Raw genomic sequence first — 20,502 nt, forward strand, 5'->3', positions numbered from 1 at the left:
GACGGATTGCTGCCCTGGTACGCGATCCTGCCGCTGGCCATGATCGGCGCCGCCCTGTTCGGCGGGATCTGGGCGGCGGTGCCGGGCTGGCTGCAAGCCTATCGCGGCAGCCACATCGTCATCACCACCATCATGTTCAACTTCATCGCTTCCGCGCTGATGGTCTATCTGATGGTGAATGTGATGATCAAACCGGGGCAGATGTCCCCCGAAAGCCGGGAGTTCGCCGAAAGCGCCTGGCTGCCGATGGCGCATCAGGTATTCGCAATCATCGGGATCGATGTCTCCCGCTCTCCCTTGAACCTGTCTTTCGTCCTTGCCCTGATTGCCGCAATCCTCGTCGCCATCTTCATCTGGCGCACCCGCTGGGGCTATGCCATCCGCACGGTCGGCCGGAACGAGACGGCGGCCATCTATGCCGGGATCGATCCGAAGAAGACGATCTTCTGGACCATGGCGCTGTCCGGCATGCTGGCCGGCATGGTCGGCATCAACGAGATCATGGGCGTGCAGCACAAGCTGTTGCTGAACTTCACCGCCGGATACGGCTTCACCGGCATCGCCGTCGCCCTGATGGGCCGCAATCACCCGATCGGCATCGTGCTGGCCAGCCTGTTGTTCGGCACGCTCTATCAGGGTGGCGCGGAGCTCGATTTCGAGTTCGAGCTGATCACCCGCGACATGGTGATCGTCATCCAGGGGCTGATCATCCTGTTCTCCGGTGCGCTGGCCTACATGTTCAACCCGCTGGTGGCGCGGCTGATCGGCCGGCTCATGCCGGTGCGGGGTTAGGGGGCGAGCATGGCGGACACATATCTCCTGATCCTGCTCACCCTCGACGCCACGCTGCGCGTCGCCACGCCGCTGATCCTCGCGGCCATGGCCGGGCTGTTCGCCGAACGCTCCGGCGTGATCGATATCGGGCTTGAAGGCAAGATGCTGGCGGCCGCATTCGCCGCCGCCGCGACCGCGGCCATCACCGGTTCGGCCTGGGCCGGGCTCGGCGCCGGGATTACCGTCTCGATCGGACTGGCCCTGCTGCACGGCTTCGCCTGCATCACCCACAGGGGCGATCAGGTGATCAGCGGCGTTGCCATCAATGTTGTCGCCGCCGGGCTGACCGTCGTGCTCGGCATTGCCTGGTTCCATCAGGGCGGACGCACGCCAACCCTCGATGCCTCCGCGCGCTTCACCGAGCATGCCCTGCCCTTCGCCGATGCCGCGCGCGGCATTCCCGTCATCGGGCCGATCTATGCGGAGGTGATCAGCGGGCACAACATCCTCGTCTATCTCGCCCTCGCCATCGTGCCGCTGACCTGGTGGGTCGTTTACCGCACCCGGTTCGGGCTGCGGCTGCGGGCGGTTGGAGAAAACCCGGCGGCGGTCGACACGGCCGGGATCAGCGTTACCGGCCTGCGCTACAGCGCGATGCTGATCGCCGGTATTCTGTGCGGCATCGCCGGGACCTATCTTTCCACCGCCCATTCCGCCGCCTTCGTCCGCGACATGACAGCGGGCAAGGGTTACATGGCGCTGGCGGCGATGATCTTCGGCAAATGGAAACCGGTGCCGACCCTGTTCGCCTGCCTGCTGTTCGGCTTTCTCGACGCCATGGCCGTCCGTCTGCAGGGCGTCGAATTGCCGGTGATTGGAATCTTTCCGGTTCAGCTCCTGCAGGCCCTGCCCTACATCCTGACCGTGGTCCTGCTGGCTGGCTTCATCGGCAAGGCCATCGCCCCGAAAGCCAGCGGCACCCCTTACGTGAAGGAGCGGACGTGACCTCATACGAAACGGCGGCTGATGCCATTCGCAAAGCATTGCCGGGACGCAGCGCCCGGATCGCGCTGGTGCTCGGCAGCGGCCTCGGCTCCGTCGCGGACGCGGTCGAGAACCCGGCTTCAGTCTCTTTCGCCGATATACCCGGCTTTCCGAAACCGCGTGTCGAAGGTCATCACGGAACGCTGATCCACGGCACGCTCTCCGGCCGCGAGGTCTTCGTCTTGCAGGGCCGGGCCCATGCCTATGAAGGCCATCCGCTGGCGGACATCGTGCTGCCGGTCCGCACCCTCGCCGCACTCGGCATCGACAGTCTGGTGCTGACGAACGCCGCAGGCAGCCTGCAGGACGAAATGGCGCCCGGCAGCCTGATGATGCTGACGGACCACATCAACTGGTCCGGCGCCAATCCGCTGATCGGTCCGAACGACGCGGCCCTCGGCCCGCGCTTCTTCGACATGACCCAGGCCTATGACGTCACCCTGCGGGCCGCGCTCCGGCGCGGCGCCGAAGCCAGTGACGTGGCACTGCATGAAGGCATCTATCTCTGGGCGCTCGGCCCGAACTTCGAGACCCCGGCGGAGATCCGCGCCTTCCGCATCCTCGGCGCCGATGCCGTCGGCATGTCGACAGTGCCGGAAGTGCTCGCCGCCCGGCATGCGGGCCTCAGGGTTGCCGCAATTTCCGGTATAACCAATTTCGGCGCGGGCATGGTGGCGAACGAAATTCTCGACCACGAGCACACGCTGACCCAGGGCGCGACAATCGCGGACTCCATGACCCGCCTGCTGCTGGAATTTCTGAAGGACCCTATCCATGACTGACACCGGCACTGAAGCCGCCCGTGCCTTGTCCATGCTCGACCTGACGAGCCTTGGTGACGATGACAGTCCGGCCTCTGTCGGCGCCATGCTGAAACGCGCCGTGACGCCCTCGGGACCGGTCGCCGCCGTCTGCGTCTGGCCGGCCTTCGTCGCGCAGTCGAAGAGCGCACTTGCCGGAACCGGCGTGCGCGTCGCCACGGTCTCGAACTTCCCGCATGGCCGACCGGATATCGCCGGTGCCGTCGCCACCACGAAACAGGCCGTTGCCGATGGCGCGGACGAGGTGGACGTGGTCTGGCCCTATGACAGCTGGCTGAACGGCAACAGTGCTATCGCCGGGGATCTTGTTGCCGCCTGCAAGGATGCCTGCGGCAGCACCGCGCACCTCAAGGTCATTCTGGAAACAGGCCGCCTGCAAACTGCAACAGCCATCGCAGGCTCCAGCCGGGATGCGATTGCAGCGGGTGCGGATTTCATCAAGACCTCCACCGGCAAGACGCCCGTCTCCGCTACCCTGGAAGCCGCCCACATCATGCTGGAAGCGATCCGGGACAGCGGCAAGCCGGTCGGCCTGAAGCCCTCCGGCGGGATTCGCACGACGGAGCAGGCCCTTGCCTATCTGCGGCTCGCCGACAACATCATGGGGGCGGGCTGGGCCACACCGGAGACATTCCGGTTCGGTGCCAGCAGTCTGCTTGACGCACTTCTGAAGACACTCGGGCACAAAGGGTGAGACACTGCCGCCATGCTGACCCAGGAAATCATCCGCAAAAAGCGTGACCGCGCCGTCCTCTCGCAGACCGAGATCGCGACTTTCGTCCAGCGCATTGCCAGGGACGAAGCGAGCCCGGCACAGATCGCCGCCTTCGGCATGGCGGTCTTCCTGAATGGCATGAATACCGAAGAGACCGTCGCCCTCACACTGGCGATGCGGGACAGCGGCACCGTGATAGACTGGGACGCAGGCGCGCTCGGCGGCCCGGTGCTGGACAAGCATTCGACCGGTGGCGTCGGCGACAAGGTCAGCCTGATGCTGGCACCGATGGTCGCGGCGGCTGGCGGTTTCGTGCCGATGATCTCGGGACGCGGGCTTGGCCATACCGGCGGCACCCTGGACAAGCTGGATTCAATCCGGGGCTACGATACCGCACCGGCACTCTCCCGCTTTCGCAAGGTGGTCGAGCAGGCCGGGTGTGCCGTCATCGGACAGACGGAGGATCTCGCCCCGGCGGACCGGCGCTTCTATGCCGTGCGGGACGTGACGGCGACGGTCGAATCCATTCCGCTGATCACCGCCTCGATCCTTTCCAAGAAGCTCGCCGCCGGGCTCTCGGGCCTCGCCATGGACGTGAAGACCGGCTCCGGCGCCTTCATGGAAACCCTCGACGGCTCCCGCGCCCTTGCCCGTTCCATCGTCGATGTGGCGAACGGTGCCGGTCTGCCGACCACCGCACTTATCACGGACATGAACCAGGTACTCGGCCACAGCGCCGGGAACGCCGTGGAAGTGCGCGAGACCATCGATTACCTGACCGGCGAGCGGCGGGACGACCGTTTGCATGACGTGGTTATCGCGCTCGGCGCGGAAATGCTTGTCACCGGCGGCCTCACGCCGGACCGGGAGAGCGCCGGGCAGAAGCTGCTCGGCACCCTGGCTTCGGGCTCCGCCGCCGAACGGTTCGAGCGGATGGTCTCCGGCCTTGGCGGGCCAACCCATATATTGCGCGACACCAGTGCCCTCGCCGAGGCCCCGCATGTTGTTGCGGTCCATGCCGATCGCCCCGGAACGGTCACGGCAATCGACACGCGCCGCGTCGGCCTGGCCGTGGTCGAGCTTGGCGGCGGACGCCGCCGGGCCGAGGACCGGATCGATCATTCCGTCGGGCTGACCGAGATCGCCGGGCTTGGCGACAGGGTCGACGGCGACCGTCCGCTCGCCATTGTGCATGCGAAAAACGAAGCGGATGCGGCCCGCGCGGCGGACACGCTGAAAGCCGCCTTTACCCTTGGCGATGACGAGGCGGCGGAAAGCTCTGCCATTGTCGAGATCGTCACCTGATGGCCCGCGCCTTCCTCATTGTCCTCGATTCCGTCGGTATAGGCGGCGCGCCCGATGCCGGGGCGTTCGGCGATACGGGCGCGAACACGGTCGGCCATATCGCGGAAGCCTGCGCTGCCGGACGCGGAGACAACAAGGATCGGTCGGGCCCCCTCTCCCTGCCCAATCTCTGCCGAATCGGCCTTGGAAGCGCGCTCGAAGCAAGCACGGGAAAGCCCGCACCCGGCCTGACGGCGGCGGCACCCGATGCAAGCTGGGGCTATGCATCCGAGATCAGCAACGGCAAGGACACGCCAAGCGGACACTGGGAGCTGACCGGCGTTCCGGTTTCCTTCGACTGGGGATATTTTCCGGAAACGGAACCCTGCTTTCCGCGCGACCTGATGGAACGTCTGATGAAGGCCGCCGAACTACCCGGTTGGCTCGGCGACCGGCATGCCAGCGGAACGGTCATCATCGAGGAACTGGGCGCGGAACATATCCGCACCGGCAAGCCGATCATCTACACCTCCGCCGACAGCGTGATGCAGATCGCCGCGCATGAAGAGCATTTCGGGCTCGACCGGCTGCTCTCCCTCTGCGAGACGGCGCGCACGCTTGTCGACCCGCTGAATATCGGCCGGGTGATCGCCCGCCCCTTTATCGGCGAAGACCCTGCCAGTTTCCGGCGCACCGCTAACCGGCGGGACTATTCCGTGCTGCCGCCCGCGCCGACATTGCTGAGGCGCCAGTCCGACCGTGGCGGGGCTGTGATCTCCATCGGCAAGATCGGCGATATCTTCGCCCATGACGGCACCGGCCGGGAGGTCAAGGCGCCGGACAATGACGCGATGTTCGACCTGATGCTGACGGAAACCCGAAACGCCGGGTCAGACAGTCTCATCGTCGTCAATTTCGTCGATTTCGACGTGCATTTCGGCCATCGCCGCGATCCGGCCGGATATGCCGCCGCGCTTGAAGCCTTCGACCGGCGGTTGCCGGAATTCGAGGCCCTGCTCGGACCGGACGACCTGGCGATCATCACCGCCGACCACGGGTGCGACCCGACCTGGCGCGGCAGCGATCATACCCGCGAGAATGTCCCTGTCCTGGTTCTCGGCGGGGCACGCCCTGACGGGCCGGTCGGACATCTCTCCAGTTTCGCCGATGTCGGCCAGAGTCTGGCCCTGCACCTTGGCATTACCGATATGCCGCATGGCCGGCCTTTCGGGCACACGGCATAGGGAGCCCGCGATGAAGATCTTCCGTGACCTGATCCTCATCGCCATGATCGCCGGCGGCGGTATCGGTGGCTCGCAAGTGCCACAGCTCGTCCAGGAATATGAACAGCGCCTCGGCGGGGCCCGTGACGAAGCAATGGCCGCGCACAGGAAGGATGTCGAGGACGCCGCCGCCTTCAACATGTCCCTTGAGGATCTGGCGGGCCGGTATCAGGCATCACCCGACGACGCGATCCGCACTGGTGCCACGAACATGCTGAACCGGCGCGACCGGGCACGGCAGCTTGATGAAAGCCTCGAAGCCCTGGCAACGGCGCCCTACATGCTGCGGCCCTGGATTGCTTTCCGGCAGCTTGATCCCGTGGTCGGCCCCGCGGCCTGGAAAACCTACCGTCCGACACTGACCATCGATCCCAGATTCGCCGTCGCGGGGATTCTGCTTGCCTGGATACTGCACGCCCTGCTGTCACTGATCTGGCGCCTGATCTTCGGCGGCGGACAGCGGGAGCGGAGGCGCTTCGACCGTGTCTGAGCAGCCTGCCGGCGCACTAGCCTCCCTGCTGGAACGCGTTTCCGCCTGCCGCATCTGTGCGGACCACCTGCCGCTCGGCCCGCGCCCCGTCGTCGTGCCCCGCCCCGCCGCCCGCATCCTGATCGTCGGGCAGGCGCCCGGCACGAAGGTCCATGAAAGCGGTATTCCCTGGAACGACCGCTCCGGCGACCGGCTGCGGGACTGGATGGGCCTGGACCGGGAGACATTCTACAGCTCCGGGAGGATCGCCATCATGCCGATGGGATTCTGCTATCCGGGGGTGCTGCCGAACGGCGGCGACGCCCCGCCGCGTCCTGAATGCGCGCCGCAATGGCACGCGGAACTGCTCGGTCACATGCCGGAGATCGAGCTGACCATCCTGGCCGGTATGTATGCCCAGAAGGAATATCTCGGGAAGGTCCGGAAAAAGACCCTGACGGAAACCGTCCGGAGCTGGCGGGAATATCTTCCCCGCTATCTGCCACTGCCGCATCCGAGCTGGCGCAGCGGAAATCTGCTGAAGAAAAACCCGTGGATCGAGGATGAAATCCTGCCACACCTCCGGGCGGAGGTGGCGCGGCTCATCCGGTAGAGGGGCAGACTAGAGGCTGGAGCGCTTCAGCTTCGGCTTCTTCAGGCCGAGCTTGGTCTCGCGATAGAGGATGAAGAGGCCGGCGCAGCAGATGATGCTGGCGCCTGCGATCACCTGGTTCGACGGAATGTTGCCGAACACCAGATAGCCGAGCGTCGCGGCCCAGAGCATGGCCGTGTAGTCGAACGGGGCAATGACGGAGGTCGGCGCCTGACGGAAGGCTTCCGTCATCAACATCTGCGCGACACCGCCAAGAACACCGACACCGATCAGCAGGGCAAGATCGACGACGGTCGGCGTTACCCATTCGAACGGCATCATCACACCGCCGACAATCACGCCCGCGAGGGTGAAATAGAACACCGTCGCCGCGCTCCGGTCGATGCTGCCGAGCTTGCGCATGACCACCATGATGGAGCCATAGGCGAAGGCCGCGGCGAGCGCCAGCAGGGCATAAAGACTGATCCCGCTGCCGTCCGGAGCGGCCGCCAGCGCCACACCGGCAAAACCGGTCAGCACGGCGGCGAGACGCTTGATGCCGACCTTCTCGCCCAGGAACGGGATGGCCAGCAGCGTGCCGAACAAAGGCGCGGAGAAGCTGATCGTGACGTAGGTCGCGAAATCCATCTGGGAGAGTGCGTAGAAGCCCGCGAACATGGAGGCGACACCGACGGTTGCCCGAATGAACTGCAGGTCGGGCCGTCTGGTCAGCAGCGCGCGCCAGCCGCCCTGCGCCGGAAGGTACAGAAACAGCGGCAGCAGTGCCGGCAGGCTCCGGAAGAAGATGATCTGCGATGTCGGATAGGAGTCGCCAAGTCCCTTCACCAGAATACCCATTATCGCGAACAGGAAGACGGCAGTGAGCTGGCAGGCAATCCCCCGTCCATATCCGGCGGAGGCAGCGACAACGGGAAGAGCAGCGGGCATGAGCTCGGCTTTCGGGCGGCAACAATTCTTCAAGGCTACGCCCGCAACCGCCGATTGAGGCATGCAAAAAACGGCCATCTGACGGCTAAGGAATCGATAACGCCTTAATAAATCTATAATTTTTGTCGCCTACTGAAAACCGGCGTCGGATTCAGAGCATTTTGTCGGCAAGGCAAAAAAGCGAGCGCTGCCAGGTTGCTTTCAATTGCCTGCCTTCGCGGCGGACAAAATAGCCTCCACATCCGCATCCAGCTCCGTCCCGAGCTGCTCAAGGGCCGGGATCCGGTAAGCACCGAAAAAGCCGGCAGGTTACGCCCTGTGCCTGCGCGGTACAGATGGCGCAGGCAATGCCGACGATATTGAAGTCCCTGTCCTTGATCGCACCGGACAACGCTTTGATACAGGAAATGAACGGCTGACCTTTGAGATAAACCCGGACAGTGAACAGGGTCACTCTGTTCATCAAATCTTAAATTCCGGCCAATAATTATGCGCCATCTTCACAAGCGTTTTCGCTCTAACCTTAAAGGTTACATAATCCAAAATGACCGCAAGACAGCCTGCTCGGGTGGTTGAGCCATCTTCTGCCAACACCGTAAAACGCAGTTTCAAATTCCAGAACATCAAGACCAAGCCCAAGGTGCTGATCGGCGCGTTCGTGCCCTTGTTGTTCCTGATCGCGGTCGGAGCTATCGCTTTATACAATATCGACAAGATGCAACAGACCAGCAAATGGGTCGACCACACCCGTGTGGTCCTGTCAGACAGCGCAGGTATCGTCGCCTCGGCTGTCGACATGGAAACCGGCATGCGCGGGTTCCTGCTCGCTGGACGCGAGGAATTCCTCGATCCGTACAAAAACGGTGAAAAGGCGGTCTATGCGGAGATCGCGAAGCTGCAGGCGACCGTCAGCGACAACCCGGGCCAGGTCGCCCGGCTTGGCGAAGCGGAGAAGATCCTGCGCGACTGGCAGACGAACGTCACTGAAATGCAGATCCAATTTCGCCGGGACGTCGGCAAGTCCAAGACCATGAACGATATGGCCGATCTGGTCGGTGAAGCTCGGGGCAAACAATATTTCGACGCGTTCCGCCAGATCATGGCCGACTTCGCCGCTGAGGAAGAGGCGCTGATGAAGCAGCGCGCGGCAACCAACGTTAAGACCGTCGACCAGACCTTCATCATCATCTTCGTCGCGACCTCAAGCGCCGTGATTATCGGCCTGATTGTGTCTTGGCTGATTGGCGGTTCGATCGGTGGCCCCATCGGCCGCATGACCGGGGTGATGCGGAAGCTCGCCGATGGAGACCGTTCGGTGAATGTCCAAGGCACCGATCGCGGCGACGAGATTGGCGAGATGGCCCGCGCCACCATGGTATTCAAGGAAAACGCCATCGAGGCCGAGCGCCTGCGCGAAGAAAACGCCACTCGGGAGCGTCAGGCCGCTGAAGAGAAGCGCGCTGATATGAACCGGCTTGCCGACGAATTCGCGGCGTCCGTCGGCGGTATTGTTCAGGCGGTGTCTGCGGCCGCGACCGAAATGCAGGCAACAGCCGAAAGCATGACCGGCCTTGCAGAGTCGACCTCCGAACAATCGACTGCGGTGGCAGCCGCCTCGGAAGAGGCTGCCGCGAATGTGCAGACCGTCGCAGCCGCAGCCGAAGAGCTTAGCGCATCGGTTCAGGAGATCAGTCGGCAGGTTGAAGAGTCGTCTGCCATAGCCAACGGCGCCGTTCAGGAAGCGGGGCAGGCTACAAACGAAGTCCGGGGATTGGTGAGCGCTTCACAGAAAATTGGAGAAGTCGTAAACCTTATTCAGGATATCGCCGAGCAGACCAATCTTCTGGCACTGAATGCAACCATCGAAGCTGCACGGGCAGGTGACGCCGGCAAAGGGTTTGCCGTTGTTGCATCCGAAGTGAAAAGCCTCGCGAACCAGACCGCCAAAGCGACCGAAGATATCTCTACGCAGATTACGTCGATTCAGGACGCTACCGGCTCGGCTGTCGGGGTCATCGAGAGGATCACCGGAACCGTGGAACGCATCAATGAGATTGCCGGCAATATTTCAGCCGCAGTCGAACAACAGGCAGCCTCGACCTCGGAGATATCGCGGAACGTTCAACAGGCCGCTCAGGGTACTCAGGACGTCAACTCGAATATCGCGATGGTGTCTTCAGGTACGCAAGAAACTGGGGCCGCGGCATCTCAAGTCTTGTCGGCGGTCGGAGAGCTGGCCCAGCAAGCAGTTTCGCTTGAGAACAACGTCTCGCAGTTCCTGCAGAAAGTCAGAGAGGGCTAATTCTGTAATAAGGGGCAATGCCGATCACCATCAATCGGTCTTTCGGCATCCCCAACTCTCCTTAACCGGGAGCCGGATCAAGACTTCGCGCCTTGTGCTTCGCTGGCCGTTGGATCAACCACGGTTACGCTATTGCAGCAACCGCGGCGCCGGAATGTCCGCCAGCGCACTGACCTCCGCAGCAACCGGCCCCGACTGGTGATGGATAAGCACCCAGTCGGCACTCTCGAACGCAAAGATGTTCGTCGCGGTCAGAGTCTCCGTGCCATGCTGCTCGAAACACACGACAAGGGCCAGATCTTCACCCAGAAGGTGAACCTTCGGCTCCAGGCATTGCAGCGAGGAGCGGACCGGGCTGGACAGGATTTGCACCCAGCTTTCGATAACGGCCTCACGGCCAAAAAGGGGAACGCCGCCGGGGTGGATGCAACTGACATGCATCTCCGACGCCCAGAGGCTTTTCATAGCCGCCAGGTCCCGGGTGGTGAAGGCCGTATAGAAGGCCTCGTTCCGCATCAGTATATCTGTTTGCCGGCCCCGGCTCATGGTCTGCCGCCTTGAAGCTAAGCCTCCCGGGAGCGGACCTCAGTAGGTCGCGCGCCCACCCGAACAATCGAATACGCCACCGGTGCTGAAGGTGCAATCCTCGGAACTCAACCAGGCCACGAGATTGGCGATTTCCTCGACCTGGCCGAACCGCTTCATCGGAATTTTCGAGAGCATGAAATTGATATGCTCCTCGGTCATCTGATCGAAAATATCGGTCTTCACGGCCGCCGGGGTGACGCAGTTCACCGTAACGCCGGTTTCCGCCAGCTCCTTGCCGAGGGACTTGGTCAGGCCGATCACCCCGGCCTTGGCCGCGCTGTAGGCGGGCGCGTTCGGATTGCCCTCCTTGCCGGCCACCGAGGCGATATTGACGATGCGCCCGTAATTGTTGCGCAACATGTAGGGCACCACCGCCCGGCAGCACAGGAAGGTGCCGTTCAGATCGATATCGATCACCCGGCGCCAGTCGGCAACGCCATACTGCCAGGTGTTCGTGTTCGGGCCGGTAATGCCCGCGCTGTTCACCATGATGTCGAGCCGGCCGAATTCCCGCTCGACCTCCGCCGCCGAGCGGTCAACGGCGGAATCGTCCGTGATATCGACCACCGACGTATGGATATTACCGCCCAGCTCCGCGGCGGTTTCCGCCAGTTTGTCGCCGTCCGCATCCCACAGGCTGACGGACGCGCCGGAGGCGGCAAGACGGGCTGCAACCGCCTTGCCGATACCACGCGCGCCGCCGGTGACCACGGCGGCCCGTTTTGCAAAATCGTAACTCACCATGGTCATCTTCCCCGTTTCGGCTGTCTTAGCTGTCGGCGACGCAGGTCTGGCGCTGCACGCCGAGACCGTCGATACCGAGCTCGACCACATCGCCGGCCTTCAGGTATTTCGGCTCCGGCTTGAAGCCCATGCCGACGCCCGGCGGTGTGCCGGTCGGGATCACGTCGCCCGGCTCGAGGGTGAAGAACTGGCTGAGATAATGCACCAGGAAGGCCGGACCATAGACCATGGTGTTGGTGTTGCCGTCCTGCCGGGTCTCGCCATTGACCTTGGCCCAGATGCCAAGCGCCTGCGGATCAGGGATCTCGTCCTTTGTCACCATCCAGGGACCGGTCGGGCCGAATGTGTCGCAGCTCTTGCCCTTGGTCCACTGGCCGGAACGCTCCGCCTGGAATTCACGCTCGGAAACGTCGTTCACCACGCAGTAGCCGGCGACGTAATCCAGCGCATCGGCTTCGGAGACATATTTCGCCTTCTTGCCGATGACGATGCCGAGCTCAACCTCGTAATCCAGCTTCTTGGAAGCGCGCGGCACGACGGTATCGTCGTTCGGGCCGCAGATCGCGGAGGTCGCCTTCATGAAAATGATCGGCTCCGGCGGCACGTCCATGCCGGATTCGGCGGCGTGATCGCTGTAGTTCAGGCCGACGCAGATCATCTTGCCGACCTTGCCGACACAGGCGCCGAGACGCGGGTCGCCACCGACAACGGGCAGGGACGAGACGTCCGCCGCCTTGATTTTCGTCAGGCCCTCGGGGCTGAGCGCCGCACCGTCGATATCGCCGACAATGCCGGAGAGATCGCGGATCTTCCCGTCGGCATCCAGAATCCCCGGCTTTTCGGCACCCGGTGCGCCATACCGCAACAGCTTCATGAGGGTTATTCCTTCCCTTAGCGTTTTTCTGATTTGCAACCTATTAAGGACGGCTGCGAGGTTTGCAACCGGATATCGGCAAGTCAAGCCGTTGCCGACCATAAGGGAGCATGAGGATGAGCGATACGGCAGTGCTGGCACTGGATTGGGGAACCACCCGGCTGCGGGCTTTCCGCATGGCGGAAGACGGTGCGATCCTGGAGCGGCGCGATGCGCCTGCCGGAATTCGCGCCATCGACGACGGCGATTTCGAGGATGCCTTTCAGACAATAGTGGGCGACTGGCTCCCCCCTGCCGGAGAGACCCGGCCGCTGATCGTTCTCGGCGGCATGATCGGCAGCCGGCAGGGCTGGTTCGAGGCGCCCTATGTGCCCTGCCCGGCGGATCCGGAAAGCCTCGTCAGTCACGCCATTGCCGCCCGGACAGAATCGGGACACGCCCTCTGGATCGCGCCCGGCCTTTCCCTTTCCGAAGGGGGCCGGGCCGATGTCATGCGGGGCGAGGAATTGCAGATTTTCGGTGCGCTGGAGCAGCTCGGACCGGGGCGGCACCTGCTTTGCCTGCCGGGCACCCACAGCAAATGGGCCCTGCTTGAAGACGGCATCATCCGCGATTTCCATACCTACATGACCGGCGAGCTGTTCGATGTGCTGCGGCGGCACTCGATCCTCGGCACCACCATCGAGCATGCGGTCTGGTCCGATGCGGGCTTCGAGAAAGGCCTCACGGCCGCCCGTTCGGATGCGGGCCTGCTTGCCCATCTCTTCACCGTGCGGGCGGGAACCCTGCTGGAGACCCTGCCGGTCGAGGAAAGCGGCAGTTTTCTCTCCGGTCTTTTAATCGGCAGCGAGGTCGCCTCCGCGACCCGCGATCTCGCTGAAAAATCGGAGGTTTGCATAATCGGCAACCCAGACCTCACCGATCTCTACACCCCCGCGATTGCGCGGCATGGTATACGCTGTCGCCAATTGGGAGAGTATACAGGCGCACACGGCCTGTTCCGGCTGGCCACTGGCCTTCGGAAAAGGCTCTAGGGGCGCAGAAGACGAAGGGACGGGAATGACACCGAATGTCACCTTTCTCGGCATCGGGCGGATGGGCCTTGGCATGGCCACCAACATCACCCGCGCCGGGTTTCCGCTGACGGTCTGGAACCGGACTGCGGGCAAGACAGACCCGCTTGTCACCCACCACGCCACCATCGCGGAGAGTGCCTCCGAAGCGGTCGCGGACGCGGATATCGTCTGCACCAGCGTCACCGATGCCCAAGCCGTGCGGGAAATCCTGTTCGAGCGCGGCGTCGCAGACGCCATGAAGCCGGGGGCCATTTTCTGCGACATGAGCTCCATCGCCCCGCAGGCCGAACAGGAATTCGACACCGAGCTGACCAAGCTCGGCATCCGCCATCTCGATGCGCCGGTCTCCGGCGGCACCCAGGGCGCCGAACTCGGCAGCCTGGCCATCATGGTTGGCGGCGAGAAGGATACCTTTGTCGAGGCGACCCCGGTGCTGGCCGCCATGGGCCGCCCGTTCCGGGTCGGTCCCTGCGGCGCCGGACAGCTCACAAAACTCTGCAATCAGGTGATCGTCGCGATCTCCATCGCCGGACTGTCGGAAGCGATGCTGCTGGCCGAGGCCGGTGGCGCCAACCCCGCGTCGGTACGCGACGCCCTGCGCGGCGGGTTCGCGGAAAGCCGCGTCCTGCAAGAGCACGGTAATCGTATCATTGAGCGCAACTGGGCCCCGGGCGCTCAGGTCAAGAACACGCTGAAGGATCTCGACACCGTCCTCCGCACGGCCAGGGAATGCGGCCTCGATCTGCCGTTTCTCAATCTTGCCCGCGATCTTTACAGCGCACTCAGCGCACGCGGCCTCGCCGAATACGACCAGACCGCCCTGCTGCTCGAACTGGAGCACCGCAACGCCCCGCACCGTGTCGGCGACAAGCCGGATAGCGGGCCGGGTAGCTGACGCTTCATATTTGGGCCGTCATCATCCCCACGCACGTGGGGACCCAGGGAACATCGGGTACCGCTCTACGATCACTGGGTCCCCGCTTACGCGAGGATGACGGTATTATTGGGGTGGATTTGGGTAGGGACAGACGTATCCCCTTACGGAATAGCCTTCCGCGTCCTGAACTCGTCGAACAGATCGATGAACATCTCCTCCGAGCGGACATACTCGTTGAAACCGGCCAGGCGGATTTTCAGCGTGTCCGTCATCACGTCCCAGTCGGTGCCGAAGACATAATCCGCGAAGGGCCAGGCGGCGATGTCGGCGTAGGGCGTTTGCATCAGACCTTCGCGCTCTACGATCCGCTCCCAGAGCGGTGCCTTGTCCGCCATGAACTCGGTCAGCGGAATGGTCTGCACGTCCCCCGGTTCCATCTCGAAAAACTCGGCGAAGCGCGGCCAGATGTTTTTCCAGCGGAAGAAATCGCCGTTGGTGATGTTGAATACCTCGTTCTGCGCACTGCCCGCCGTTGCCGCCCAGACCATCGAACGCGCCAGCAGGGCTGAATCGGTGACCTGATAAACCGCCTCATAGGCTCCCGGCTTGCCCGGGAAGCGCAATGGCAGGCCAAGCTCCTTCGAGATCGTCGCGTAAACAGCGATGCAGGTGGTGATGTTCATCGGATTGCCGACGGCAAAGCCGCAAACCGTGTGCGGACGGAGAGCGGACCACGTCCAGCGTTGTCCTTCCTGAGCCGCGCGCAGCCAGCTTTCCTGGGTGTGGTAGAAATTCGGCAGCATGTGCGGCGGGTCTTCTTCCCGGGCCGGGGTCCTGAACGGCCCGAGATGGCTGCCATAAATCTTGTTCCCCTCCATCAACTGGACATGTTCCAGCACGGGAGAAACAGCCGCGACGGGTTCGACCGCATTCACCAGCATGGCGAGATTGGGCGCATCATGCTCCGCCCATACCGGACGGGCCTGGAAAGCTGTGTAGAAAATATGCGTGACGTCCGTCAGATGGGCGAGCTTTGCTTCCGCGTCCGCCCGGTCGAGCAGATCGACGGAAATGTAGGAAGCCTTGCTTGGAAAATCCGGGATCCTGCGGCTCAGGCCGACAATCTCCCAGCCACCGGCCTCCTCGAGATGCTGGATCAGCCGGCGACCGATAACCCCGAGCGCACCGACCACCAATGCTTTCTTCCGCCCCATAGCCTCCTCCACAATATTTTTGCGGGCAGTGTGAGAGGCATACCCTCCGGCGTCAACGCAACACGGCACCGGAAAAAAGAAGCGGGAGGAACATGCCCTCCCGCCATCGCTCATTTTCCCGACGCTCTACCGCACAATCATATCCTGCGGCAGCGGCGTCTCCGCGCTGCTGACCGGAAGCACCGGGTATTCAATGCGCGGCTGCTCGCCCGTCAGGCTTTGCAGAAATTTGGTGATCAGATCGATTTCGTCATCGGTCATGGTCTCGCCAAGCTGGCTTTTAGCCATGACCGCAACGGCCTGGCGCAGGTCCCAGACCATGCCGGAATGGAAATACGGCGCCGTCAGCGCAATGTTGCGCAACGGTCCGGCACGGAAGACGTAACTGTCATCCGCCGTCTGGGTTACCTGAAAGCGGCCCTGATCGCCCGGCGGCAGGATGTCAGCACCCGGTTTTTCCATGACACCGAACGGGAAATATCCCTCGCCGCCGATATTCATCCCGGCATGACATCCGGCGCAGCCTTTTTCGATAAAGAGCGCCAGCCCCTTCTTCTCGTCCGCCGTCAGTACCGCCTCATTGCCTTCGAGATACTGGTCGAAACGGGAAGCGGGAGTGATCAGCGTCGCCTCGAATGCCTCGATGGCCTTGGCCATATTGTCGAACGTGACCGGATGCTCCTCGCCCTGAAAAGCGCGGGCAAACCGCGCGCGATATTCCGGCATGCTCCGAAGCGTGATTTCCACGGCCTCCGGCTTGTTGTTCATCTCCACACCGGCCTGGATCGGCCCCTTGGCCTGCGCCTTCAGATCTTCCGCCCGGCCATCCCAGAACTGGGCGACATTAAAGACCGCGTTCAGCACCGTCGGTGCATTGCGCGGCCCCTTGGCCCAACCGTGGCCGATCGAAGTCTCGAGATTGTCGTCACCGCCCATGCCAAGATTGTGGCAGGTGTTGCAGCTGATCAGATGGCTGGAAGAAAGCCGCGGATCGAAGAAGAGCATCTTGCCGAGCTCCACCTTCTCATGCGTCACCGCATTGTCCCGCACCGCCGGCACGACCGACGGGATCGGCTCGAAATAACTTCGCGCCTCTTCCAGCAACTCGTCCGCCCGGGCCACGGACGGCGCCGCAAATATCGCGAGTGTCAGCAGGCCCGCGACGGAACGTGCATGCCATTTTGTCCCAAACATATCGTCTGTCCTTTCCGATTGTCGTTGGGCCGCCTGATGACGGTCCCGTTAGACGGTTGAAAAGGCTCTGTGTTTTTATTGTTTTATGAGCCAGCTCAATATTTAGAATGATTCTAAATATTGAGCATTGATCTGCCTCAATGGCCCGACGGTTTTCAGGAAATTTTCGCGCCTTCGATTGTCGCCTGGGCGGCGGCAATGCGGGCCACCGGCAGGCGGTTCGGCGTGCAGGAGACGTAGTCGAGCCCGATGGAATGGCAGAAGCGGACAGTCTTGGCGTCCCCGCCATGCTCGCCACAGATGCCAATCAGCAATTTCGGGTTTTCCGCGCGGCCGCGTTCCGTCGCGATCCGCACAAGTTCGCCGACGCCTTCGATATCGAGGGTGACGAAGGGATCGAGATCGACCACGGAATTGTTCATGTAGGTGGTCAGGAACGCGTCGGCATCGTCGCGCGACATGCCGAAGACGGTGCGCGTCAGATCGTCCGTGCCGAAACTGAAGAAATCCGCGCTCTTGGCAATCTCCCCGGCGCGCAGCGCGGCCCGGGGCAGCTCGATCAGGGTGCCTACCCGATAGGCGATTGTGCACCCGGTCTCCTGCTCGACCTCCGCCGCCACCCGGTCGACAATGACCCGGACGAAATCGAACTCCCGCTTGCCGACGACCAGCGGCACGGTGATTTCCAGCGTCACCGTATCGCCGAACTCCTTCAGCACATCGCTCGCCGCCACGAACATGGCGCGGACCTGCATGTCGGTGATTTCCGGATAGGAGATCGCCAGACGGCAGCCGCGATGGCCGAGCACCGGCACGATCTGGCGCACCGCCGCGACCCGCTTGCGCACCGCCTCGATCGGCAGGCCGAGCATCTCGGCTGTCTCCCGATACTCCGCGTCGGAATCCGGCAGGACCTCATCCAGCGGCGGGTCAAGCAGGCGGACCGCCACCGGGAAGCCGCGCAGCTCACGGAACAGTCTGGTGAAATCGGCCCGCTGCAACGGGAACAGACGGTCAAGCGAAGGCTTTCGCTCCTTTTCGTTCCGGGCCAGGGTCAGCTCCCGCACGGTCATGATCCGTTCCGGCGCGAAGAAGGTATGCTCCGTGCTGACCAGACCGATACCGTCCGCCCCGAAGGCATGGGCGGCGCGGGCATCTTCCATGGTCTCGACATTGGCCCGCACGTCGAGCTTGCGGATCTCGTCGGCCCAGGACACAAGCGTCTTCAGGTCTTCCGGAAGCTGCGGCTCGATGGTTGGAATGCGACCGAGATAGATCCCGCCTCCGGTGCCGTCGAGCGTGATCTCGTCGCCGTCGTGCACGGTCACGTCGCCGACGGTGAAACAAGTTCCCGCCGCATCGATCCGGACCGTGCTGGCGCCGCAGATGCAGGGCCGCCCCATGCCACGGGCCACCACCGCCGCATGACTGGTCAGACCGCCGCGTGCGGTGACGATACCGACCGCGGCATGCATGCCGTGAATGTCGTTCGGGCTGGTTTCCTTGCGAACCAGAATGACGTTCGCACCATCGCGGGACCGGCTGATGGCATCGTCCGGATCGAACACGACAATACCGCTGGCTGCCCCGGGCGATGCCGGCAAGCCGCGGGCAATCGGCTCCGCGCCCACCGAGGGATCGACGGATGGATAAAGCAGGCTGTCGAGATCGTCCGGATTGACCCGCATCACCGCATCCCGGCGTGAGATCAGGCCTTCCCGCTCCATATCGACGGCGATCTTCAACCCGGCCTCGACCGTGCGCTTGGCGGACCGGGTCTGCAGCAGGAACAGCTCCCCGTCCTCGGCCGTGAATTCAATGTCCTGCACGTCGCCATAATGACGCTCAAGACGGTCGCACAGGGTCTGTAGCTTGTCGAACAGGCCAGGCGCATGGGCGGACAGCGCTTCCGCATCCTCCGCCGCGCCATGCATGGCGCTCTCCACAAGCGGCAACGGCGTGCGCAATCCGGCGACCACATCCTCGCCCTGGGCGTTGGGCAGATACTCGCCGTAGGGCTCCTTCACCCCGGTCGAGGGATTGCGGGTAAAGGCAACGCCGGTGACGCTTTCCTGGCCGAGATTGCCGAACACCATGGCCTGCACGGTAACAGCGGTGCCGGTATCGTCCGCGATATGATGCAGGGAGCGATAGATCACCGCGCGCTGGTTGTTCCAGGACCGGATGACCCCGCCGATGGCGCCCCAGAGCTGCTCCAGCGGATCATCCGGGAAACGCTCGCCGGACTCGCTCTCGACGATCTCCTTGAAGCGCGTGACCATCTCGGCAAAAGCGTCGGCGGAAAGATCGCGGTCGAAATCGGCGCCGTGATCTTCCTTGATTTCGTCGGCGGCCTCCTCGAACAGGAAGCCGTCCACATCGAGCACGACCTCGCCATACATATTAATGAAGCGGCGGTAGCAATCGTAGGCGAAACGGCGATCGCCGGACTTCCGGGCCAGGCCCTCGACCACGGCATCGTTGAGGCCGAGATTGAGCACCGTGTCCATCATCCCCGGCATCGAGGCGGCACTGCCGGAACGCACGGAGACGAGCAGCGGGTTTTCCGGATCGCCGAACCGGGCGCCTCTCGCTTTTTCAAGCTGGGCCAGCCCTTCCCGGACGGCCGCATCAAGCGTGTCCGGAAAACTGCTGCCGTGGCTGTGATAATAGCCGCAGACATCGGTGGTGATGGTGAAACCGGGCGGCACGGGCAGCCCGATCGCACTCATCTCGGCCAGGTTGGCACCCTTGGAGCCAAGCAGATCTTCCATACCGGCGGAGCCTTCTGCCACTCCCCCGCCGAATGTGTAGATCCACTTCTCCATCGCGCCGCCGTCAGGCCTCTATCTTCGAGAAATCCGCGATCCTGTGCGCCGCCGATCCAACCCGCGCCAACAGCGCGAGGCGGTTCCGGCGCACCGCCGGATCATCGACATTCACCGTCACCTTGTCGAAGAAGGCATCGACCGGCCCGCGCAGACTCGCAAGAGCTGCCATGGCTGCTTCGAAATCCTCACTGGCAAGGGCCTTGTCAGCCCCATCTTCTGCCACAATCAGAGCCTGTGAAAGCGCCTTCTCCTCATCCTGCGCAAGCAGGCTGTCGTCGGTGCCGCCGTCATGAGCCGCCCCGTCCTTCTTTTCCTCGGCACGAACAATGTTCCCCGCCCGGCGAACGCCCGCCAGAAGGTTGGCACCGTCATCGGTGGAAAGCACGGACTGCAATGCGGTTACGCGAGCGAGCAGACGGACCAGATCGTCCTCGTCACCAAGAGCAAAGACGGCGGACACCAAGTCGTGCCGAACACCACCTTCGCGCAAATGGACTTTCAGGCGATCGCGAAGAAATCGAGAATCCCGTCCGGCGCACCGACTTCTTCATAGTCATAAGAATCTGCCGCGTTCTTGAAAGCTAAACTCAGCGGTAGGCGTAGCTTGTTCTCGACGATTAGGCGAATCACACCAAGCGCGGCGCGACGCAAGGCGAACGGATCCTTCGATCCAGTCGGCTTCTCGTCGATAGCAAAGAAACCGGCAAGCGTGTCCAGCTTGTCCGCAAGCGCGACAACTATGCTTTCCGGCGCAGTCGGACAGCGGTCGTTTGGACCCTGCGGCGCGTAGTGATCTGCGATGGCATCGGCGACTTCCGGCGCCTCACCATCATGCAAGGCATAATAGCGACCCATGATGCCCTGCAGCTCCG

General features: G+C 63.1%; 18 protein-coding genes and 1 pseudogene. 11 read left to right on the plus strand and 8 right to left on the minus strand.

The window, feature by feature from the left end:
* The 8 genes from AAC126_RS16455 to AAC126_RS16490 form a co-directional block, all read left to right on the plus strand.
* Positions 1–792: ABC transporter permease (locus AAC126_RS16455; protein WP_339855239.1), on the plus strand; the 792-nt coding region annotated here is incomplete at its 5' end.
* 9 nt (positions 793–801) lie between these two features.
* On the plus strand, positions 802–1,779 hold the full coding sequence (locus AAC126_RS16460) for an ABC transporter permease (protein WP_339855242.1): 978 nt from the start codon (positions 802–804) through the stop codon (positions 1,777–1,779).
* Complete coding sequence (locus AAC126_RS16465) at positions 1,776–2,600, plus strand: purine-nucleoside phosphorylase (protein WP_339855245.1); 825 nt, start codon at positions 1,776–1,778, stop codon at positions 2,598–2,600. Before AAC126_RS16460 ends, AAC126_RS16465 begins: the two co-directional genes overlap by 4 nt.
* Positions 2,593–3,333, plus strand: a complete 741-nt coding sequence (deoC, locus tag AAC126_RS16470) for a deoxyribose-phosphate aldolase (RefSeq protein WP_339855248.1) — start codon at positions 2,593–2,595, stop codon at positions 3,331–3,333. The genes AAC126_RS16465 and deoC overlap by 8 nt, the downstream gene beginning before the upstream one ends.
* A gap of 12 nt (positions 3,334–3,345) precedes the next feature.
* Positions 3,346–4,659, plus strand: coding sequence for a thymidine phosphorylase (gene deoA, locus AAC126_RS16475; RefSeq protein ID WP_339855251.1), 1,314 nt, complete (start codon positions 3,346–3,348; stop codon positions 4,657–4,659).
* Positions 4,659–5,882 carry a phosphopentomutase gene (locus AAC126_RS16480; protein ID WP_339855254.1) on the plus strand — a complete coding sequence of 408 codons (1,224 nt, stop codon included), beginning with the start codon at positions 4,659–4,661 and terminating at the stop codon, positions 5,880–5,882. The genes deoA and AAC126_RS16480 overlap by 1 nt, the downstream gene beginning before the upstream one ends.
* A 10-nt stretch (positions 5,883–5,892) precedes the next feature.
* Positions 5,893–6,411 carry a DUF2937 family protein gene (locus AAC126_RS16485; RefSeq protein ID WP_339855256.1) on the plus strand — a complete coding sequence of 173 codons (519 nt, stop codon included), beginning with the start codon at positions 5,893–5,895 and terminating at the stop codon, positions 6,409–6,411.
* Positions 6,404–7,003 carry a uracil-DNA glycosylase family protein gene (locus AAC126_RS16490; protein WP_339855259.1) on the plus strand — a complete coding sequence of 200 codons (600 nt, stop codon included), beginning with the start codon at positions 6,404–6,406 and terminating at the stop codon, positions 7,001–7,003. Before AAC126_RS16485 ends, AAC126_RS16490 begins: the two co-directional genes overlap by 8 nt.
* Positions 7,004–7,012: 9 nt before the next feature.
* Here AAC126_RS16490 and AAC126_RS16495 read toward each other — a convergent pair whose 3' ends face one another.
* Positions 7,013–7,930 carry a DMT family transporter gene (locus AAC126_RS16495; protein ID WP_339855262.1) on the minus strand — a complete coding sequence of 306 codons (918 nt, stop codon included), beginning with the start codon at positions 7,928–7,930 and terminating at the stop codon, positions 7,013–7,015.
* Positions 7,931–8,474: 544 nt separating this feature from the next.
* On the opposite strand from AAC126_RS16495, the gene AAC126_RS16500 reads away from it, so the two are divergent.
* The gene (locus AAC126_RS16500; RefSeq protein ID WP_339855265.1) at positions 8,475–10,232 is read left to right on the plus strand and encodes a CHASE3 domain-containing protein; all 1,758 of its coding nucleotides are present in this window, start codon (positions 8,475–8,477) and stop codon (positions 10,230–10,232) included.
* A 129-nt stretch (positions 10,233–10,361) separates the two neighbouring features.
* Here the strand turns inward: AAC126_RS16500 and AAC126_RS16505 are convergent, their stop codons facing one another.
* The 3 genes from AAC126_RS16505 to AAC126_RS16515 all read right to left on the minus strand — a co-directional run bounded on the left by AAC126_RS16505 (position 10,362) and on the right by AAC126_RS16515 (position 12,438).
* Positions 10,362–10,748, minus strand: a complete 387-nt coding sequence (locus AAC126_RS16505) for a nuclear transport factor 2 family protein (RefSeq protein ID WP_339855268.1) — start codon at positions 10,746–10,748, stop codon at positions 10,362–10,364.
* 69 nt (positions 10,749–10,817) lie between these two features.
* Positions 10,818–11,564: an SDR family NAD(P)-dependent oxidoreductase gene (locus AAC126_RS16510; protein WP_339855271.1), complete on the minus strand. Its 747-nt coding sequence runs from the start codon at positions 11,562–11,564 to the stop codon at positions 10,818–10,820.
* 25 nt (positions 11,565–11,589) lie between these two features.
* A complete protein-coding gene (locus AAC126_RS16515; RefSeq protein WP_339855273.1) occupies positions 11,590–12,438 on the minus strand; it encodes a fumarylacetoacetate hydrolase family protein in 849 nt (282 codons plus the stop codon).
* A gap of 116 nt (positions 12,439–12,554) precedes the next feature.
* Between AAC126_RS16515 and AAC126_RS16520 the strand changes: the two genes are divergently transcribed.
* Both AAC126_RS16520 and AAC126_RS16525 read left to right on the plus strand, forming a co-directional pair.
* Positions 12,555–13,472 (plus strand): 2-dehydro-3-deoxygalactonokinase, encoded by a 918-nt coding sequence (locus tag AAC126_RS16520; protein ID WP_339855276.1) that lies wholly within the window; start codon positions 12,555–12,557, stop codon positions 13,470–13,472.
* A gap of 25 nt (positions 13,473–13,497) precedes the next feature.
* Entirely contained in the window at positions 13,498–14,409 is a 912-nt protein-coding gene (locus AAC126_RS16525; protein ID WP_339855279.1) for an NAD(P)-dependent oxidoreductase, read from the plus strand.
* Between the two features lie 143 nt (positions 14,410–14,552).
* Here the strand turns inward: AAC126_RS16525 and AAC126_RS16530 are convergent, their stop codons facing one another.
* The 4 genes and pseudogenes from AAC126_RS16530 to glyS form a co-directional block, all read right to left on the minus strand.
* Positions 14,553–15,605: an SDR family oxidoreductase gene (locus AAC126_RS16530; RefSeq protein ID WP_339855281.1), complete on the minus strand. Its 1,053-nt coding sequence runs from the start codon at positions 15,603–15,605 to the stop codon at positions 14,553–14,555.
* Positions 15,606–15,731: 126 nt separating this feature from the next.
* Positions 15,732–16,799 (minus strand): cytochrome-c peroxidase, encoded by a 1,068-nt coding sequence (locus AAC126_RS16535; protein ID WP_339855284.1) that lies wholly within the window; start codon positions 16,797–16,799, stop codon positions 15,732–15,734.
* Between the two features lie 155 nt (positions 16,800–16,954).
* On the minus strand, positions 16,955–19,627 hold the full coding sequence (ppdK, locus tag AAC126_RS16540; protein WP_339855286.1) for a pyruvate, phosphate dikinase: 2,673 nt from the start codon (positions 19,625–19,627) through the stop codon (positions 16,955–16,957).
* 10 nt (positions 19,628–19,637) lie between these two features.
* Positions 19,638–20,502: pseudogene (gene glyS / locus AAC126_RS16545) on the minus strand (glycine--tRNA ligase subunit beta); the annotation flags it as partial.

This window comes from uncultured Nisaea sp. (genome assembly GCF_963974195.1).
Lineage (GTDB): Bacteria > Pseudomonadota > Alphaproteobacteria > Thalassobaculales > Thalassobaculaceae > Nisaea.